The organism is Streptococcus timonensis, assembly GCF_900095845.1.
GTDB lineage: Bacteria > Bacillota > Bacilli > Lactobacillales > Streptococcaceae > Streptococcus > Streptococcus timonensis.
Window position 1 is genome coordinate 222442 of sequence record NZ_FMIX01000003.1, and the last position, 15512, is coordinate 237953.

Genomic DNA, 15512 nt, shown 5'->3' on the forward strand with positions numbered 1-15512 from the left:
CTACTTTACTACTTTTCCACAATTTATACAAAATTCAAAGGTTTTTGATAGACTTGTTCCGCAATGGGGGCAAGAAACTAAATCTTGACTAGATGAATCAATAGATTTTTGAAGAGAAATCTGCTCCTGAAAGAGCTTAGTGATTTCAGCAATTTCAGTTGAATAGAGAGGATTTTTCTTTATTTCTTCTAAATGTTCTTCAACAAATTTGATACCAATTAACCGATACAAGTCATTAATTTGATTTTGTAGTACTTGAATTTCCTTTTTCTTACGAAGGTTTTCTGCATTTTGTTTTCCTTCTGAAATGACAGTATTAGTTGTCTCTTTGACAAGTCTAGCTCCATCTTTCAATTGATCTAAAAAAGCCATCTTTTCTCCTCATCAATACTTGTTTTTGGTATATATTTCATTTGATTCCAGTATAACACATATGATAATATTATCAAAATTTCTCTATGTTCTACTAATGTAATTTACAGACTCTTATTTCCCAAACTTAGAATCTTGTTCTTATTTTTGAGAGCGCTTGAAATATGGTATAATAGGACTAGATTATTTTTAGGAGGCAAACTGTGGGAAATTTTCTTGAGCTAGTCTTTCATCGTTTCTTTTTAGGAATGATTGTATCTGTTTATTTCTGGCTACTAACCTTGGCAGGAGGTGTGATTTTTGGTATGGCACCAGCTAGTGCAACTATCATGAGTTTATACGCAGAACATGGCTACTCTTATCGTTCTTATCGTTTTAAAGAAACCTGGTCTCTTTATAAGAACAATTTTATAAAAAGCAATCTGACTTTCTATACATTTTTAATTTTTGGATTAGTTCTAGTTTATGGTCTTTATCTTATGGTTCAATTGCCTAATCAAACCATCTTACATTTAGCAGCAACTTTTCTGAATTTATTTATCTTAGCAATGGTGTTTTTGGCTTATACAGTGTCCTTGAAATTACAGGTTTATTTTGATCTGTCCTACCAAAACACTCTAAAGTTAGCTTTTATTGGAATTTTTATGAGTCTATCTGCCGTGATAAAGGTGCTATTGGGCAGTGTTTTGCTCGGAGTTATTACCTATTACATGCCGGCCCTGTTCTTCTTTGTAGGGATTGGAATGTGGCATTTCTTTATTAGTGATATATTGGAGCCGGTTTATGAAAGCATTCATGAAAAAATGGCAAGCAAATAAGACAAAACAGTTTCGTCTTCACTCGCTTCTTAGAATCTATAGTTTAGTTATGATTGCCATCATTTCCAGTTTTGCTCTATTGCTAGCCTATGCAGACTGGGATGCTCGTGAGAAGGAAGCTGATCGAGTCGGGCAGCGAGTTCTAGCAAGGACCATTAGCGAGGTTGAGTACTACTATCGAGAGTCGGCACGCCTTGCCCAGGCTTTGGTAGAGAATCAAGCTAGGATTGAGGGGATTTATAAATACTTTAGTCTTAGTACACCAGATTATTTCTACTGGCAGTTGGAACGTAAGGCATCGCCATATATTTCAGTGTCTATTTATGAAAATATCGATGATCTCTATGTACGTAATGATTTTGTGACAGGTGTTTCGATTGTCTTACAAGATTCGACGGAAGTCTTTGTATCGAAAAGAGATAACAGGGGTGGCTACAAAGTTTTAGCAGAAGATTTCAAACCGAATGCAGATAGCTTCGCCATTCCTGTATCCGACCCTGTATCCGACCAAGCTTTAGGTGTTATTTATATTTCCATTCAGTCTGAAGTTCTATATAAAGCTGTTGATAATACAAGAGGCACAGTTCCCATAGCTGTAACAATCACCTCACCTTTCGAAACTGATATGTTTCATCTGGGTGAAAAGGGCCCTAATGAAGACTGGTTAGTGGGGGTCACCTCCCATGGCTATCAAGTCCAAGTGGCAGTGCCCCAAAGTTATGTCTTAAAGGGAAGTCTAGCAAGTTCAGCTCTTATATTGGGATTAAGCGCGCTTTTTATCGTTATTTTACACATAACTTTGAAAAGAACTTTTTCAAATTATCAAGATCAGGTAGTTGATTTAGTGGATTCGATTCAGGCCATTGCCAAAGGTGAGCAGACCAAGAGAATTGATACGTCCAAAAAGGACCAAGAATTGCTTTTGATTGCAGAGACAACAAATGATATGTTGGATCGTCTGGAAAAAAATATCCACGATATTTATCAATTGGAACTGAGTCAGAAGGATGCAAACATGCGAGCTCTCCAAGCTCAGATAAATCCGCATTTTATGTATAACACTCTTGAATTTTTAAGGATGTATGCGGTCATGGAGAGTCAAAATGAACTGGCAGATATTATTTATGAATTTAGTAGTTTACTTCGGAATAATATTTCTGATGAGCGTGAGACCACACTTGAAAAGGAAGTAGAATTTTGTCGGAAATACAGTTATCTCTGTATGGTTCGCTATCCTAAATCAATTGCCTATGGATTTAAAATTGATTCAGGTATTGAGGAAATGAGAATTCCAAAATTTACCTTACAACCATTGGTGGAAAATTATTTCGCTCATGGAGTGGACCATCGAAGATCCGACAATGTCATTAGTATTAAAGCTTTGAGAAAAGACGGTCATGTTGAAATTCTAGTGGTGGATAATGGACGTGGGATGTCTGCTGAGAAGTTAGCTGAAATCCAAGCTAAATTAGCCAAACGAACGTTCGAACCTACTGAGGATTATAGTAACGGACGGAAGTCTATAGGTATTGTCAATGTACATGAGCGTTTTATGCTTTACTTTGGGGAACGATACCAGATTAGTGTAGAATCTGGTGAACAAGAAGGTGTACAATATCGAATCACCATTCAAGATGAGGAGAAAGGTTAAACATGTATAAAGTACTATTAGTAGACGATGAGTACATGATAACAGAAGGGCTTAAGCGTTTAATTCCTTTTGAGAAGTGGGACATGGAAGTCGTTGCAACTGCTAACCATGCTGACGAAGCTTTAGACTATGTTAGAGAACACCCTGTGGATATTGTTATTTCTGACGTCAATATGCCTGACAAAACAGGACTCGAAATGATACAGGAGATGAAGAATATTCTACCAGATAGCTATTATATCCTTCTATCTGGGTATCAGGAATTTGACTACGTAAAAAAAGCGATGAACCTCAGCGTGGTCGATTATCTGGTTAAACCAGTGGATAAAGTCGAATTAGGTAATATACTTGAAAAAATTGCCAATCAACTAGGTGAAAAAATCGAAGAACCCTTAATTTTAAGTCAGAAACTAGATGAGGAGGCTCTTCTTGCTCACTTATCTCATAAAGAAAACTGGTGGATTGGACTATCAAAAGATAAGCAGGGTGATTTCCTTATTCCATATTATGTGCTCGGACAGGATTGGCAAATTGTATTTGCTGATAGAGAGTTTGAGGGCTTGCTTGTTATACCTTTTGAGAAACCGTATCAAGAGAACTTTGAAAAATGGAAGTTGGATGTAGAGAAGGCTCTCTTCTATGGTTCAGTTAACCTGAATCAATCTGAAAGTCTATTTTCTTATTATGAACCAATCTACCGAGTTATTATCCAAGGAAATCTCCAACAGATTATTGATGAATTGACCTTGCTTGAACAGATTGTTTTAGAGAATACGCCAAGAGTTTCGATTACTAAGCAGCTGTTTACCCAATTTATTATGGATGTTTTCCATCTTTTTGAACATCTGAAAGCAGATGATATGACGGATATTGTCAAGAGAATACATGCCATTGTTGATTTTGAGGAATTAGTTGCTTTTACCAAGGAAATCTTGACTTCCTTCTTTGGACAATATCGAATGAATGAAAATGTAGTTAGTGTCTTAGAAGTAATTGGTAGAGATTATCAAAAAGAGCTATCTCTAAAGGATATTAGTAAGGATCTCTTTATCAATCCAGTTTATCTAGGACAGTTGATTAAAAAGGAAACTAATTCTACATTTGCAGAGCTTCTCAATAAACAACGGATTAAAGCAGCTCAGCAACTCTTGCTATCAACCAATGATAGTATTGAGGATATTTGCTATACAGTTGGTTATAGTAACGTAGGTTATTTTTATAAAGTGTTTCGAAAACTTTGTGGCAAGTCTCCAAAGGCCTATCGAAAACAGATTGAGGTAACTGTATAAGAATTGTCTTGCATCTGTAAAAATGCTATAATACTAATAATCATTTTAGGAGGTTATCCTTATGCAAAAGAAACCAATTTATCTTTGGGTTTTACTAATTTTATCAGCCGTGCTTTCGGCTTTATCCCTATTTGGAGTTTTGTCACCAGTTCCTACTGCAGATAGTATGGCTGGACTTGAAACATCAGGAGTAGACGCAACTTATGCTCAGGAATTAGTTGCATATACGATTAAAGTGACGGAACATTCCCACTCTATTTTCAACATTATCTTGGTTATTTTGTCAGCTATCTTGGTTACTGTAGCCTTGGTTTTCTTAGTTCGTCAAAATATCCAATTAGCAAATTATACTTATGTGGCCTATGTTTTGGTTGCTATTGTAGGTTCTATTTATAATTTTATGGGAGTACAGGATGCGGTTTTACTGTTTACTGAACCAAACGTCCGCTTCGGCGCAGAACTTGGTGCCAAAGGGGCTACAATTTTGGGAATTGTCATTAATGTTATTTTTCTAGGCCTTGTATTTTATAAGATATGGCAGCAACAAAAAGAATTAACAGAATCTCAAGAAGAAGAACTCGTCTAAGAGTTGACAAAGGATGACTATCAAGATACAATCTTGGTAGTTATTTTTATGATTCAAGAAAGAGGGTGGGAAAGATGAAAAAAATTTCCTTAGTTTATATCAGTTTGAGTGGGAATACTGAAAGTTTCGTAACACGTTTAAAAACTTATTTGATGGAGCAGTATAAGAGTATTGATGTTGAGAAGATTGACATCAAAGAGTTGGTCAAGGAAGAACGTGGATTCTATGAAATGTCAAATCCTTTTGTTACTTTTTTACCAACTTATTTAGAAGGTGGGAATGGTGTTGACAATGGAGATGTAGAAATCCTAACGACTCCTGTAGGTGATTTTATCGCCTATGGCGACAATGCTAGAAAGTGTTTTGGTGTTGTAGGGTCAGGGAATCGAAACTTCAATAACCAATACTGTCTAACTGCAAAGCAATACAGTCAACGCTTTGGGTTTCCTGTACTAGCTGATTTTGAAATGCGTGGTATGTTGGGAGATATCAAGAAGGTTGCAGGCATTATTGCAGAGCTTTATGAACTTGAATCCTTGTAAGAGGATAGAGATGCTGGGCTAGATTTTTATCCCATGGATTATAGAATTATTTCAAAAGAGAACAGTTCAAATGAGTAAATTACAGAGATCATTTTTAAAGTATATAAAACGCAAACCAAGCTTCAAGGATATTATCCTATGCAGTGCTTTGCTACTATTAGCGATTGCTCTGCTACTGTTCTCTGAGAAAATTTTTGATGAAAATGTAGCATCAGTTGGAACCATGGTATCCTTAGGGATTATTATCCTGGTAGGAATCTTAGCTGTCATAAATAAATAAAAAGACTCGAGATGTAAATTCTCGAGTCTTTTTGTTATTTGCGAATTTCGTCAACGATTTCTTTTGAAATGGGAATCCCTAAACGGTAGCCTTTGTTGATGTAGTCAATGACATCATTGATATTTTCTATCGTTTGGATTTTTTCTTTGATAGTTGCACGAAAATCTTGATCTTTCAATAGTTGGTCCTGAAGCAGTCTTTGAAGCTTCTCTTTTTCATATTTGTTGACAAGAAATAGAAAAAGAAGACTGATAACAACTAGAATATAAGCGTATTGGCTCATAAAAATTCTCCCTAAGTGATAAAGAAGTAGGTGGTAAGAGAAAGGCGAAGCATCTTCGCCTTTCGAGTGATAATACTAGTAAAGCAGTTAGCGCCTAACAATTATTAGGAACATTAGTTCCAATGACTGTAAGATTACGACATGCATTCAAATAAATCGATATTATTTATTTGAATGCATTAGTAAGGCGTTTAGGGAAATCGCCTGATAGCGATTACCGTCAAGAGACTAGGAACTTTAGTTCCAGTCTCTTGTAACGAGTTACATCTTATCTGGCGCCTCTACACCCAACAGACGAAGCGCTTCTTTGAGGACGACTGCTGTTGCATAGCTAAGGGCTAGACGACTGTCACGTTCTGGACTTTCATCTAAGATACGAGTGTGGGCATAGTATTTGTTAAAGGCTTGAGCTAAGCTGATTGCAAATTTAGCGATGATAGAAGGTTCGTAATTATCAGCTGCACGTTTAATAATACGTGGGAAGTCTTGAATTAGCTTAATGATTTCCCAGCTTTCAGCATCGTTCAAGCTATAGTTAGCACCTGCTTCAGGTTTGAAATCGGCTTTACGCAAGATCGATTGGATACGAGCGTAGGCGTATTGAACATAAGGACCAGTCTCCCCTTCGAAGGATACCATAGCTTCAAGGTCGAAGTCATATCCATTTGTACGGTCAGTTTTAAGGTCATAGAATTTAATGGCCCCAACTCCAACAGCATGAGCGACCTGGTCTTTGTTTTCAAGTTCTGGATTTTTGGCTTCAATCTGCGCTTTAGCACGGCTGATGGCTTCTGCAACAGTTGGCTCTAGTAAGATAACATTCCCTTTACGAGTAGAAAGTTTTTTCCCTTCTTTTGTAACCAAGCCAAACGGAACATGGACAATATCTTGGCTCCAATCGTAACCCATCTCTTGAAGAACTGCCTTGAGTTGTTTAAAGTGAGCAGATTGTTCTTGACCAACGACATAGATAGATTTTGCAAATTGGTACTCGTTTTTACGGTAGAGGGCCGCAGCTAAGTCACGCGTGATGTATAGAGTTGCACCGTCAGATTTCTTGATAAGAGCTGGGTGTTCAATTCCATATTTTTCAAGATTAACAACTTGAGCACCTTCTGATTCGACTAATAGTCCTTTTTCAGAAAGGATGTCTACAACTGCATCCATTTTATCATTGTAGAAAGCTTCTCCGTTATAGCTGTCGAATTCAACTTGTAGCTCGTCGTAAAGGCGGTTAAATTCTACCAAGCTTTCATCACGGAACCATTGCCAAAGAGCAAGAGCTTCCTCATCCCCGTTTTCAAGCTTGCGGAACCATTCGCGTGCTTCTTCATCCAAACTTGGATCATTCTCAGCTTCAGCATTGATGCGGACATAGAGCTTGAGGAGTTCATCGATTGGATGAGCTTTGACAGCTTCTTCGTTACCCCATTTCTTGTAGGCAACAATCAACATCCCAAACTGTTTACCCCAGTCTCCCAAATGGTTGACCTTGACAGTTTTATAGCCGATTTTTTGGAAGATATGTGACAAGCTGTCTCCGATAACTGTTGAACGAAGGTGACCGATTGAAAATGGTTTAGCGATATTAGGGCTAGACATGTCAATGACAACATTTTCTTGATTGCCAATCTCTTGGTCAGCGTAGTGCTCTTTTTCAGTGATAACGTCTTGTAGTACTTGACCAGAAATAGCAGCCTTATCAAGGAAGAAGTTGACGTAAGGACCTGTTGCTACCACTTTTTCAAAGGCTTGACTATTGATCTTTTCAGCGATGTCAGCAGCAATCATTTGAGGGGCTTTACGCTCAACCTTTGCCAATGAGAAGGCAGGGAAGGCGATATCTCCCATATCTGAATTTTTAGGTGTTTCTAGTAAATTTAAAATAGCCTCTTGATCTAGGCTATCGATGACGCCAGCTAATTCACTAGCAATCAATTCTTTTGTATTCATTTTAGGCTCCTTTTGGGCTTTTCTACTATTCTATCACAAATTTAAGGAAAGACGAAAATTTTTTTGAAATATGCAGTTTTTTTGGTATAATGTTCTTGCTAAACAAATGCAAAATGTAAATAAATATTCATTTGAGAGGATGTTATGAGAAAAAAAGATCGTCATTCGCTGATTAAGCAGATGATTACGGAAGAAAAACTAGGGACTCAAAAGGAAATTCAAGATCGTTTAGAGGCTCGGAATGTCTTTGTAACCCAAACAACCTTATCACGAGATTTACGAGAAATCGGCTTGACCAAAGTTAAGAAAAATGACATGATCTACTATGTCTTGGCCAATGAGACAGACAAAATTGACTTGGTTGAATTCCTTTCACATCATCTTGAAGGTGTAGCGAGAGCGGAATTTACTTTAGTTCTCCATACAAAACTTGGAGAAGCTGCGGTATTAGCAAATGTAGTAGATTCAAATAAAGATGGTAGGATCTTAGGTACAGTTGCTGGAGCGAATACCTTGTTGGTTATCTGTAAAGATCAACATGCAGCTAAAGTCATGGAAGAACGCTTGCTAGAGTTAATGGAAGATAGATAAGGTCTTGAGAGCTTCTCTCAGGACTGTTTTTACAAGGAGAGAGTAAATGACTACTGAAAAATTATCACCTGGTATGCAACAGTATGTGGATATCAAAAAACAATATCCAGATGCTTTTTTACTTTTTCGCATGGGTGATTTTTATGAGTTGTTTTATGAAGATGCCATCAATGCCGCTCAGATTCTAGAGATTTCGTTGACCAGTCGCAATAAAAATGCTGAAAATCCGATTCCCATGGCTGGAGTCCCTTATCATTCTGCCCAACAGTATATCGATGTCCTCGTTGAGCGTGGCTACAAGGTTGCCATTGCTGAACAGATGGAAGACCCTAAGCAAGCTGTTGGTGTTGTTAAGCGTGAGGTTGTTCAAGTCATTACACCAGGTACAGTGGTTGATAGTAGTAAGCCAGATAGCCAAAATAACTTTTTGGTAGCTATTGACCGTGATGAGTCTCGATATGGTCTAGCCTACATGGATTTGGTGACAGGTGATTTTTATGTGACAGGCTTATCTGATTTTACGCTAGTCTGTGGTGAAATTCGAAATCTAAAGGCCAGAGAAGTGGTGATTTGCTACGAATTGTCTGAAGCAGAAGAACAGATTCTCAGTCGTCAAATGAATCTAGTGCTTTCCTATGAACAAGAAACATATGAAGACGTTCATCTGTTGGATTCAAGATTGGCAACTGTTGAAGGAGCAGCTAGTGGCAAACTTCTCCAGTATGTCCATCGGACGCAGATGCGAGAGCTCAGCCACTTGAAGCCTGTTATCCGTTATGAAATCAAAGATTTCTTGCAGATGGATTTTGCGACCAAGGCTAGTCTTGATTTGGTTGAAAATGCTCGCCCAGGTAAGAAACAAGGTAGCCTATTCTGGTTGCTAGATGAGACTAAAACTGCAATGGGTATGCGTCTTCTGCGTTCTTGGATTCAACGTCCTTTGATTGATAAGGACCGTATTCTTGAACGTCAGGAGGTTGTGCAAGTCTTTCTGGATTGTTTCTTTGAGCGCAGTGATTTAACGGATAGTCTCAAGGGAGTCTACGATATCGAGCGTCTGGCCAGTCGAGTGTCTTTTGGGAAAAGTAACCCTAAAGACCTCTTGCAATTAGCAACTACCTTAGGAAGTGTTCCACGAATTCGAGCAATTTTAGAAGGAATGGAGCAACCAGCTCTAGCTTATCTAATTGAACAACTAGATGCTATTCCTGAGTTGGAAAGTCTGATAAGTGCTGCTATTGCCCCTGAGGCTCCTCATGTGATTACAGAGGGCGGGATTATTCGAACTGGCTTTGATGAGACCTTGGATAAATATCGTCGTGTTCTGAGAGAAGGAACCAGCTGGATAGCTGAGATTGAGGCCAAGGAAAGAGAAAACTCGGGCATCAATACTCTCAAGATTGATTACAATAAAAAAGACGGTTACTATTTCCATGTGACCAACTCGCAGCTCGGCAATGTTCCAGCCCATTTTTTCCGAAAGGCTACGCTAAAAAACTCTGAACGTTTTGGAACAGAGGAGTTGGCGCGTATCGAAGGAGAAATGTTAGAGGCACGTGAAAAATCAGCAAACCTAGAATACGAAATCTTTATGCGTATTCGTGAGGAGGTTGGCAAGTATATCCAACGCCTCCAAGCCCTAGCCCAAGGAATCGCCACTGTCGATGTCTTGCAAGGCTTGGCAGTGGTTGCAGAAAAACAGCACCTGATTCGACCAGAGTTTGGGCAAGAGTCGCGGATTGATATCCAGAATGGTCGTCACGCAGTTGTTGAAAAGGTCATGGGAGCTCAGACCTATATTCCCAATAGTATCCAGATGGATGAAGATACTAGCATTCAACTAATTACAGGTCCGAACATGAGCGGGAAGTCAACCTACATGCGTCAACTAGCCATTACAGCGGTTATGGCTCAGATGGGTTCTTATGTCCCTGCAGAAAGTGCTCGTTTGCCAATTTTTGATGCAATTTTTACCCGTATCGGAGCGGCAGATGACTTGGTTTCAGGTCAGTCCACCTTTATGGTAGAGATGATGGAAGCTAATAATGCCATTAGTCATGCGACCAAGGATTCATTAATTCTTTTTGATGAGCTTGGTCGAGGAACCGCAACTTATGATGGTATGGCTCTAGCCCAGTCTATCATCGAGTATATCCATGAGCATATTGGTGCCAAGACTCTCTTTGCAACGCACTACCATGAATTGACTAGCCTTGAGACTAGTCTGGGACATCTGGTTAACGTTCACGTAGCTACGCTGGAACAAAATGGTCAGGTTACTTTCCTTCACAAGATAGAACCAGGACCAGCTGACAAATCATACGGTATCCATGTAGCTAAGATTGCAGGATTGCCAGCAGACTTGCTAAAAAGAGCGGATGCGATTCTAACTCAACTAGAGAGCCAAGGTCAGGAAAATCCAATTTCTATCAATCAAAGGAATGTTGTCAATGAGCAAATGTCTCTCTTTGATGAAAAAGAAGAAAATCCTATCCTAGCAGAGTTGGCCGAAGTAGATGTTTTCAATATGACACCGATGCAAGCCATGAACCTCTTGTTAGAATGGAAGCAAAAATTATAAGCAAAAACCCACTCGCAAAAAGGAGTGGGTTTTTAAATATTATTTTTTCTGAGCTAATAGTTGATTGATGTGGGCAACCTTCTTTGATTCTCTTTTGTAGAGAATCGTCCAAATGATGAGGTAGACGATTGCAAATTCTGGAATGAGTTGAAGGATGAAAGTCCAGTGAAGAGGGAACCAGCCTGCTAGGATTGCTAGAGGTACAAAACCTAGCAACATAAGGAAGAAGTGAGTGACAGTGGCGCGAAGAAGGCTCCAATCTTGGGCGAATAGACGGCTACCAAAACTAAAGAGTACTCCAATAGCTGACCAGATAAGTGTACAATAGAGTAAAACTAGAGCACCGTGAACCTGATGACTGCTCATGAATTGACCAATAGCTGACTCTGGACTAAGTGGCGCGTAGTTGTTTGGAGCATAAATGAGTGAAAAGATAATAGATAGGATGAGACCGATAAGGATACCGGTTGTGGCATCATGGAATACTTGTTTTTTCATAGTTCTAATTTCTCCTTAATAGTTTTGAGGTAACGACGAGATGAGTAGGTGAAACTTTCGTTTTTTAAATAGATTTCAATCAAGCCGTTAGAGGTTAGTTTTAGATGACTAATTGCATCAATGTTGACAATTTCCGATTGGGAAATTTGGATAAAGGAAGCAGGTAGAATTTCACTTGCTTGGTAGAGACGTATGTCAAGTGCATAGGTTTGGCTATCCGTTTCGGCCAGAACCTTACGATTTTCAATGTATACACGCTGAATCTTGCTAATCTGAATCAAGTAGACCTGGTCTTGGAATTTTCCTTTAAGAGTTTCTTTTTGTTCAAGATTTTGTACAAAGTCCTGAACCTTTTGAACTCTAGGGGACAAGGTCGGTGCCTCTATGATGATTTGCTCTTCGGTGTATTGCTGATCAATATCAAGTCTGACTTTCATAATTTCTCCTTTATAAAGTTGTAATAGAGATCTCTTACTTACAAATCTATTAAACACCATTTTGTCAACAAATACAAGAAGCTATGTCTATGTGGTCGGTTGAAGAGACTATCTGGCAGGCGAGCGTTTTCAAAGAGATTTTAGAGCAAAGAAGTCAAAAAATAAGAAGAAATATATTGACAAAAATAGAAAAAACGTGGTACAATGTTAGACGGTACTTTTTACTTTTGGTCTCTCAAGAGTGTACAGGGACGTGCTGACAAATGTTGCAAAAGTACACACAGATGATAGCTGTCACCAAGTGTATCATCACCAAAAATAAAAAAACATAGGAGAATGTAGATGCCTACAATTAACCAATTGGTTCGCAAACCGCGTAAATCAAAAGTAGAAAAATCTAAATCACCAGCTTTGAACGTTGGTTACAACAGTCATAAAAAAGTTCAAACAAACGTTTCTTCACCACAAAAACGTGGTGTTGCAACTCGTGTTGGAACTATGACACCTAAAAAACCTAACTCTGCCCTTCGTAAATTTGCTCGTGTACGTTTGAGCAACCTTATCGAAGTTACTGCCTACATCCCAGGTATCGGACACAACTTGCAAGAGCACAGCGTGGTGCTTCTTCGTGGTGGACGTGTAAAAGACCTTCCAGGGGTACGTTACCATATCGTCCGTGGTGCACTTGATACTGCAGGTGTTAACGATCGTAAACAAGGCCGTTCTAAATACGGTACTAAACGTCCGAAAAAAGCATAAGGAAAGGGGATAAAGAGAAATGAGTCGTAAAAATAGAGCTCCAAAACGTGAAGTATTGCCAGATCCGCTTTACAATTCACAACTAGTTACTCGTCTTATCAACCGCGTTATGCTTGATGGTAAACGTGGTACAGCTGCTTCAATCGTTTACGGTGCTTTTGAGCAAATCAAAGAAGCTACTGGTAACGATGCACTTGAAGTATTTGAAACAGCTATGGAAAACATCATGCCTGTACTTGAAGTACGTGCACGTCGTGTTGGTGGATCTAATTACCAAGTCCCAGTTGAAGTTCGTCCAGAACGTCGTACAACACTTGGACTTCGTTGGTTGGTAACTATTGCACGTCTTCGTGGTGAGCACACAATGGTTGACCGCCTTGCTAAAGAAATCATGGATGCTGCTAACAACACTGGTGCAGCAGTTAAGAAACGTGAAGACACTCACCGTATGGCTGAAGCTAACCGTGCCTTCGCACACTTCTGTTGGTAAGAAAATGATGCTAGGAACGGTAAGGATGCAAGGTGAAAATAGGAAACTGACGCAGTATTCGACGAATACAAGGAAGTTTATCTTTTTCACACAGCATCCCGTTCCGGCTCAAATCGGCTAACTAACTTTAGCCTGAGTTCAATTCAACTTAACATCTCACAAGTTGAAACCAACTATAACATGAAAACATTGAGAACGGGTGGGTCCTGCCTATCCGTTTTTATTGAAAGAGTGTTAGAAACAGATTAGAAATTAAAAAAATAGGAGAAAAAAACCTCATGGCACGCGAATTTTCACTTGAAAAAACTCGTAATATCGGTATCATGGCTCACGTCGACGCCGGTAAAACAACTACAACTGAGCGTATCCTTTACTACACTGGTAAAATCCACAAAATCGGTGAAACTCATGAAGGTGCGTCACAAATGGACTGGATGGAGCAAGAGCAAGAACGTGGTATCACTATCACATCTGCTGCGACAACAGCTCAATGGAACAACCACCGCGTAAACATCATCGACACACCAGGACACGTGGACTTCACAATCGAAGTACAACGTTCTCTTCGTGTATTGGACGGTGCGGTTACAGTTCTTGACTCACAATCAGGTGTTGAGCCTCAAACTGAAACTGTTTGGCGTCAAGCAACTGAATACGGAGTTCCACGTATCGTATTTGCCAACAAAATGGACAAAATCGGTGCTGACTTCCTTTACTCAGTAAGCACACTTCATGACCGTCTTCAAGCAAATGCACACCCAATTCAATTGCCAATCGGTGCTGAAGATGACTTCCGTGGAATCATCGACTTGATCAAGATGAAAGCTGAAATCTATACTAACGACCTTGGTACAGATATCCTTGAAGAAGATATTCCAGCTGAATACCTTGACCAAGCACAAGAATACCGTGAAAAATTGGTTGAAGCAGTTGCTGAAACTGACGAAGAATTGATGATGAAATACCTCGAAGGTGAAGAAATCACTAACGAAGAATTGAAAGCTGGTATCCGTAAAGCGACTATCAACGTTGAATTCTTCCCAGTATTGTGTGGTTCAGCCTTCAAGAACAAAGGTGTTCAATTGATGCTTGATGCGGTTATCGACTACCTTCCAAGCCCACTTGATATCCCAGCGATCAAAGGTATCAACCCAGATACTGAAGAAGAAGAAACTCGTCCAGCATCTGATGAAGAGCCATTTTCAGCTCTTGCCTTCAAGATCATGACTGACCCATTCGTAGGTCGTTTGACATTCTTCCGTGTTTACTCAGGTGTTCTTCAATCAGGTTCATACGTATTGAACACATCTAAAGGTAAACGTGAACGTATCGGACGTATCCTTCAAATGCACGCTAACAGCCGTCAAGAAATCGACACTGTTTACTCAGGTGATATCGCTGCTGCCGTTGGTTTGAAAGATACTACAACTGGTGACTCATTGACAGATGAAAAAGCCAAAATCATTCTTGAGTCAATCAACGTTCCAGAACCAGTTATCCAATTGATGGTTGAACCAAAATCTAAAGCAGACCAAGACAAGATGGGTATCGCCCTTCAAAAATTGGCTGAAGAAGATCCAACATTCCGCGTTGAAACTAACGTTGAAACTGGTGAAACAGTTATCTCTGGTATGGGTGAGCTTCACCTTGACGTCCTTGTTGACCGTATGCGTCGTGAGTTCAAAGTTGAAGCGAACGTAGGTGCTCCTCAAGTATCTTACCGTGAAACATTCCGCGCTTCTACTCAAGCACGTGGATTCTTCAAACGTCAGTCTGGTGGTAAAGGTCAATTCGGTGATGTATGGATTGAATTTACTCCAAATGAAGAAGGTAAAGGATTCGAATTCGAAAACGCAATCGTCGGTGGTGTGGTTCCTCGTGAATTTATCCCAGCGGTTGAAAAAGGTTTGGTAGAATCTATGGCTAACGGTGTTCTTGCTGGTTACCCAATGGTTGACGTTAAAGCTAAGCTTTACGATGGTTCATACCACGATGTCGACTCATCTGAAACTGCCTTCAAGATCGCTGCATCTCTTGCACTTAAAGAAGCTGCTAAGACTGCACAACCAGCTATCCTTGAGCCAATGATGCTTGTAACAATCACTGTTCCTGAAGAAAACCTTGGTGATGTTATGGGTCACGTAACTGCTCGTCGTGGACGTGTAGATGGTATGGAAGCACACGGTAACAGCCAAATCGTTCGTGCTTACGTTCCACTTGCTGAAATGTTTGGTTACGCAACAGTTCTTCGTTCTGCATCACAAGGACGTGGTACATTCATGATGGTATTCGACCACTACGAAGATGTACCTAAGTCAGTACAAGAAGAAATCATTAAGAAAAACAAAGGTGAAGACTAATTTGTCTTCACTGTAAAAGAAG

Annotated in this window: 16 protein-coding genes; 11 read left to right on the plus strand and 5 right to left on the minus strand. The window is 39.5% G+C overall.

Annotated features, from left to right (window positions below; translation table 11 throughout):
• Positions 1–372, minus strand: coding sequence for a zinc ribbon domain-containing protein (locus tag BQ2679_RS02165; RefSeq protein WP_075565713.1), 372 nt, complete (start codon positions 370–372; stop codon positions 1–3).
• 203 nt (positions 373–575) lie between these two features.
• On the opposite strand from BQ2679_RS02165, the gene BQ2679_RS02170 reads away from it, so the two are divergent.
• The 6 genes from BQ2679_RS02170 (at position 576) to BQ2679_RS02195 (ending at position 5538) form a co-directional block, all read left to right on the plus strand.
• Positions 576–1190 carry a YesL family protein gene (locus tag BQ2679_RS02170; RefSeq protein ID WP_075565715.1) on the plus strand — a complete coding sequence of 205 codons (615 nt, stop codon included), beginning with the start codon at positions 576–578 and terminating at the stop codon, positions 1188–1190.
• The gene (locus BQ2679_RS02175; RefSeq protein ID WP_075566084.1) at positions 1168–2841 is read left to right on the plus strand and encodes a sensor histidine kinase; all 1674 of its coding nucleotides are present in this window, start codon (positions 1168–1170) and stop codon (positions 2839–2841) included. The genes BQ2679_RS02170 and BQ2679_RS02175 overlap by 23 nt, the downstream gene beginning before the upstream one ends.
• Positions 2842–2843: 2 nt before the next feature.
• Complete coding sequence (locus tag BQ2679_RS02180) at positions 2844–4130, plus strand: response regulator transcription factor (RefSeq protein WP_075565717.1); 1287 nt, start codon at positions 2844–2846, stop codon at positions 4128–4130.
• Positions 4131–4191: 61 nt separating this feature from the next.
• Entirely contained in the window at positions 4192–4716 is a 525-nt protein-coding gene (locus tag BQ2679_RS02185; protein ID WP_075565719.1) for an ABC transporter permease, read from the plus strand.
• Between the two features lie 74 nt (positions 4717–4790).
• Positions 4791–5258, plus strand: a complete 468-nt coding sequence (gene nrdI, locus BQ2679_RS02190) for a class Ib ribonucleoside-diphosphate reductase assembly flavoprotein NrdI (RefSeq protein ID WP_075565721.1) — start codon at positions 4791–4793, stop codon at positions 5256–5258.
• 70 nt (positions 5259–5328) lie between these two features.
• On the plus strand, positions 5329–5538 hold the full coding sequence (locus BQ2679_RS02195) for a hypothetical protein (RefSeq protein ID WP_075565723.1): 210 nt from the start codon (positions 5329–5331) through the stop codon (positions 5536–5538).
• 34 nt (positions 5539–5572) lie between these two features.
• Here the strand turns inward: BQ2679_RS02195 and BQ2679_RS02200 are convergent, their stop codons facing one another.
• Together BQ2679_RS02200 and argS are read right to left on the minus strand one after the other, a co-directional pair.
• Positions 5573–5821 (minus strand): MarR family transcriptional regulator, encoded by a 249-nt coding sequence (locus tag BQ2679_RS02200; protein ID WP_075565725.1) that lies wholly within the window; start codon positions 5819–5821, stop codon positions 5573–5575.
• A gap of 261 nt (positions 5822–6082) precedes the next feature.
• Complete coding sequence (argS, locus tag BQ2679_RS02205; protein ID WP_075565727.1) at positions 6083–7774, minus strand: arginine--tRNA ligase; 1692 nt, start codon at positions 7772–7774, stop codon at positions 6083–6085.
• A gap of 144 nt (positions 7775–7918) precedes the next feature.
• On the opposite strand from argS, the gene argR reads away from it, so the two are divergent.
• On the plus strand, positions 7919–8365 hold the full coding sequence (gene argR / locus BQ2679_RS02210; RefSeq protein ID WP_075565729.1) for an arginine repressor: 447 nt from the start codon (positions 7919–7921) through the stop codon (positions 8363–8365).
• A gap of 46 nt (positions 8366–8411) precedes the next feature.
• On the plus strand, positions 8412–10946 hold the full coding sequence (gene mutS / locus BQ2679_RS02215) for a DNA mismatch repair protein MutS (protein ID WP_075565732.1): 2535 nt from the start codon (positions 8412–8414) through the stop codon (positions 10944–10946).
• A gap of 39 nt (positions 10947–10985) precedes the next feature.
• On the opposite strand, the gene BQ2679_RS02220 is transcribed toward mutS, so the two are convergent.
• Both BQ2679_RS02220 and BQ2679_RS02225 read right to left on the minus strand, forming a co-directional pair.
• Positions 10986–11444 carry a DUF3021 domain-containing protein gene (locus BQ2679_RS02220; protein ID WP_075565734.1) on the minus strand — a complete coding sequence of 153 codons (459 nt, stop codon included), beginning with the start codon at positions 11442–11444 and terminating at the stop codon, positions 10986–10988.
• Positions 11441–11881, minus strand: a complete 441-nt coding sequence (locus BQ2679_RS02225) for a LytTR family DNA-binding domain-containing protein (RefSeq protein WP_075565736.1) — start codon at positions 11879–11881, stop codon at positions 11441–11443. Before BQ2679_RS02225 ends, BQ2679_RS02220 begins: the two co-directional genes overlap by 4 nt.
• 342 nt (positions 11882–12223) lie before the next feature.
• Between BQ2679_RS02225 and rpsL the strand changes: the two genes are divergently transcribed.
• The 3 genes from rpsL (at position 12224) to fusA (ending at position 15490) form a co-directional block, all read left to right on the plus strand.
• Entirely contained in the window at positions 12224–12640 is a 417-nt protein-coding gene (gene rpsL / locus BQ2679_RS02235) for a 30S ribosomal protein S12 (protein ID WP_001142333.1), read from the plus strand.
• 19 nt (positions 12641–12659) lie between these two features.
• Entirely contained in the window at positions 12660–13130 is a 471-nt protein-coding gene (gene rpsG / locus BQ2679_RS02240; protein ID WP_075565738.1) for a 30S ribosomal protein S7, read from the plus strand.
• A gap of 278 nt (positions 13131–13408) precedes the next feature.
• Positions 13409–15490 (plus strand): elongation factor G, encoded by a 2082-nt coding sequence (gene fusA / locus BQ2679_RS02245; protein WP_075565740.1) that lies wholly within the window; start codon positions 13409–13411, stop codon positions 15488–15490.
• Positions 15491–15512 lie beyond the last annotated feature (22 nt).

What these genes read in the sequence shown, in the direction of transcription:
- fusA (WP_075565740.1), top strand. Translation starts at nt 13,409, where the DNA reads ATGGCACGCGAATTTTCACTTGAAAAAACTCGTAATATCGGTATCATG.
- BQ2679_RS02175 (WP_075566084.1), top strand. Translation starts at nt 1,168, where the DNA reads ATGAAAAAATGGCAAGCAAATAAGACAAAACAGTTTCGTCTTCACTCG.
- argS (WP_075565727.1), bottom strand. Translation starts at nt 7,774, where the DNA reads ATGAATACAAAAGAATTGATTGCTAGTGAATTAGCTGGCGTCATCGAT.
- BQ2679_RS02165 (WP_075565713.1), bottom strand. Translation starts at nt 372, where the DNA reads ATGGCTTTTTTAGATCAATTGAAAGATGGAGCTAGACTTGTCAAAGAG.
- rpsL (WP_001142333.1), top strand. Translation starts at nt 12,224, where the DNA reads ATGCCTACAATTAACCAATTGGTTCGCAAACCGCGTAAATCAAAAGTA.
- nrdI (WP_075565721.1), top strand. Translation starts at nt 4,791, where the DNA reads ATGAAAAAAATTTCCTTAGTTTATATCAGTTTGAGTGGGAATACTGAA.
- BQ2679_RS02225 (WP_075565736.1), bottom strand. Translation starts at nt 11,881, where the DNA reads ATGAAAGTCAGACTTGATATTGATCAGCAATACACCGAAGAGCAAATC.
- argR (WP_075565729.1), top strand. Translation starts at nt 7,919, where the DNA reads ATGAGAAAAAAAGATCGTCATTCGCTGATTAAGCAGATGATTACGGAA.
- mutS (WP_075565732.1), top strand. Translation starts at nt 8,412, where the DNA reads ATGACTACTGAAAAATTATCACCTGGTATGCAACAGTATGTGGATATC.
- BQ2679_RS02200 (WP_075565725.1), bottom strand. Translation starts at nt 5,821, where the DNA reads ATGAGCCAATACGCTTATATTCTAGTTGTTATCAGTCTTCTTTTTCTA.
- BQ2679_RS02195 (WP_075565723.1), top strand. Translation starts at nt 5,329, where the DNA reads ATGAGTAAATTACAGAGATCATTTTTAAAGTATATAAAACGCAAACCA.
- BQ2679_RS02185 (WP_075565719.1), top strand. Translation starts at nt 4,192, where the DNA reads ATGCAAAAGAAACCAATTTATCTTTGGGTTTTACTAATTTTATCAGCC.
- BQ2679_RS02180 (WP_075565717.1), top strand. Translation starts at nt 2,844, where the DNA reads ATGTATAAAGTACTATTAGTAGACGATGAGTACATGATAACAGAAGGG.
- BQ2679_RS02220 (WP_075565734.1), bottom strand. Translation starts at nt 11,444, where the DNA reads ATGAAAAAACAAGTATTCCATGATGCCACAACCGGTATCCTTATCGGT.
- rpsG (WP_075565738.1), top strand. Translation starts at nt 12,660, where the DNA reads ATGAGTCGTAAAAATAGAGCTCCAAAACGTGAAGTATTGCCAGATCCG.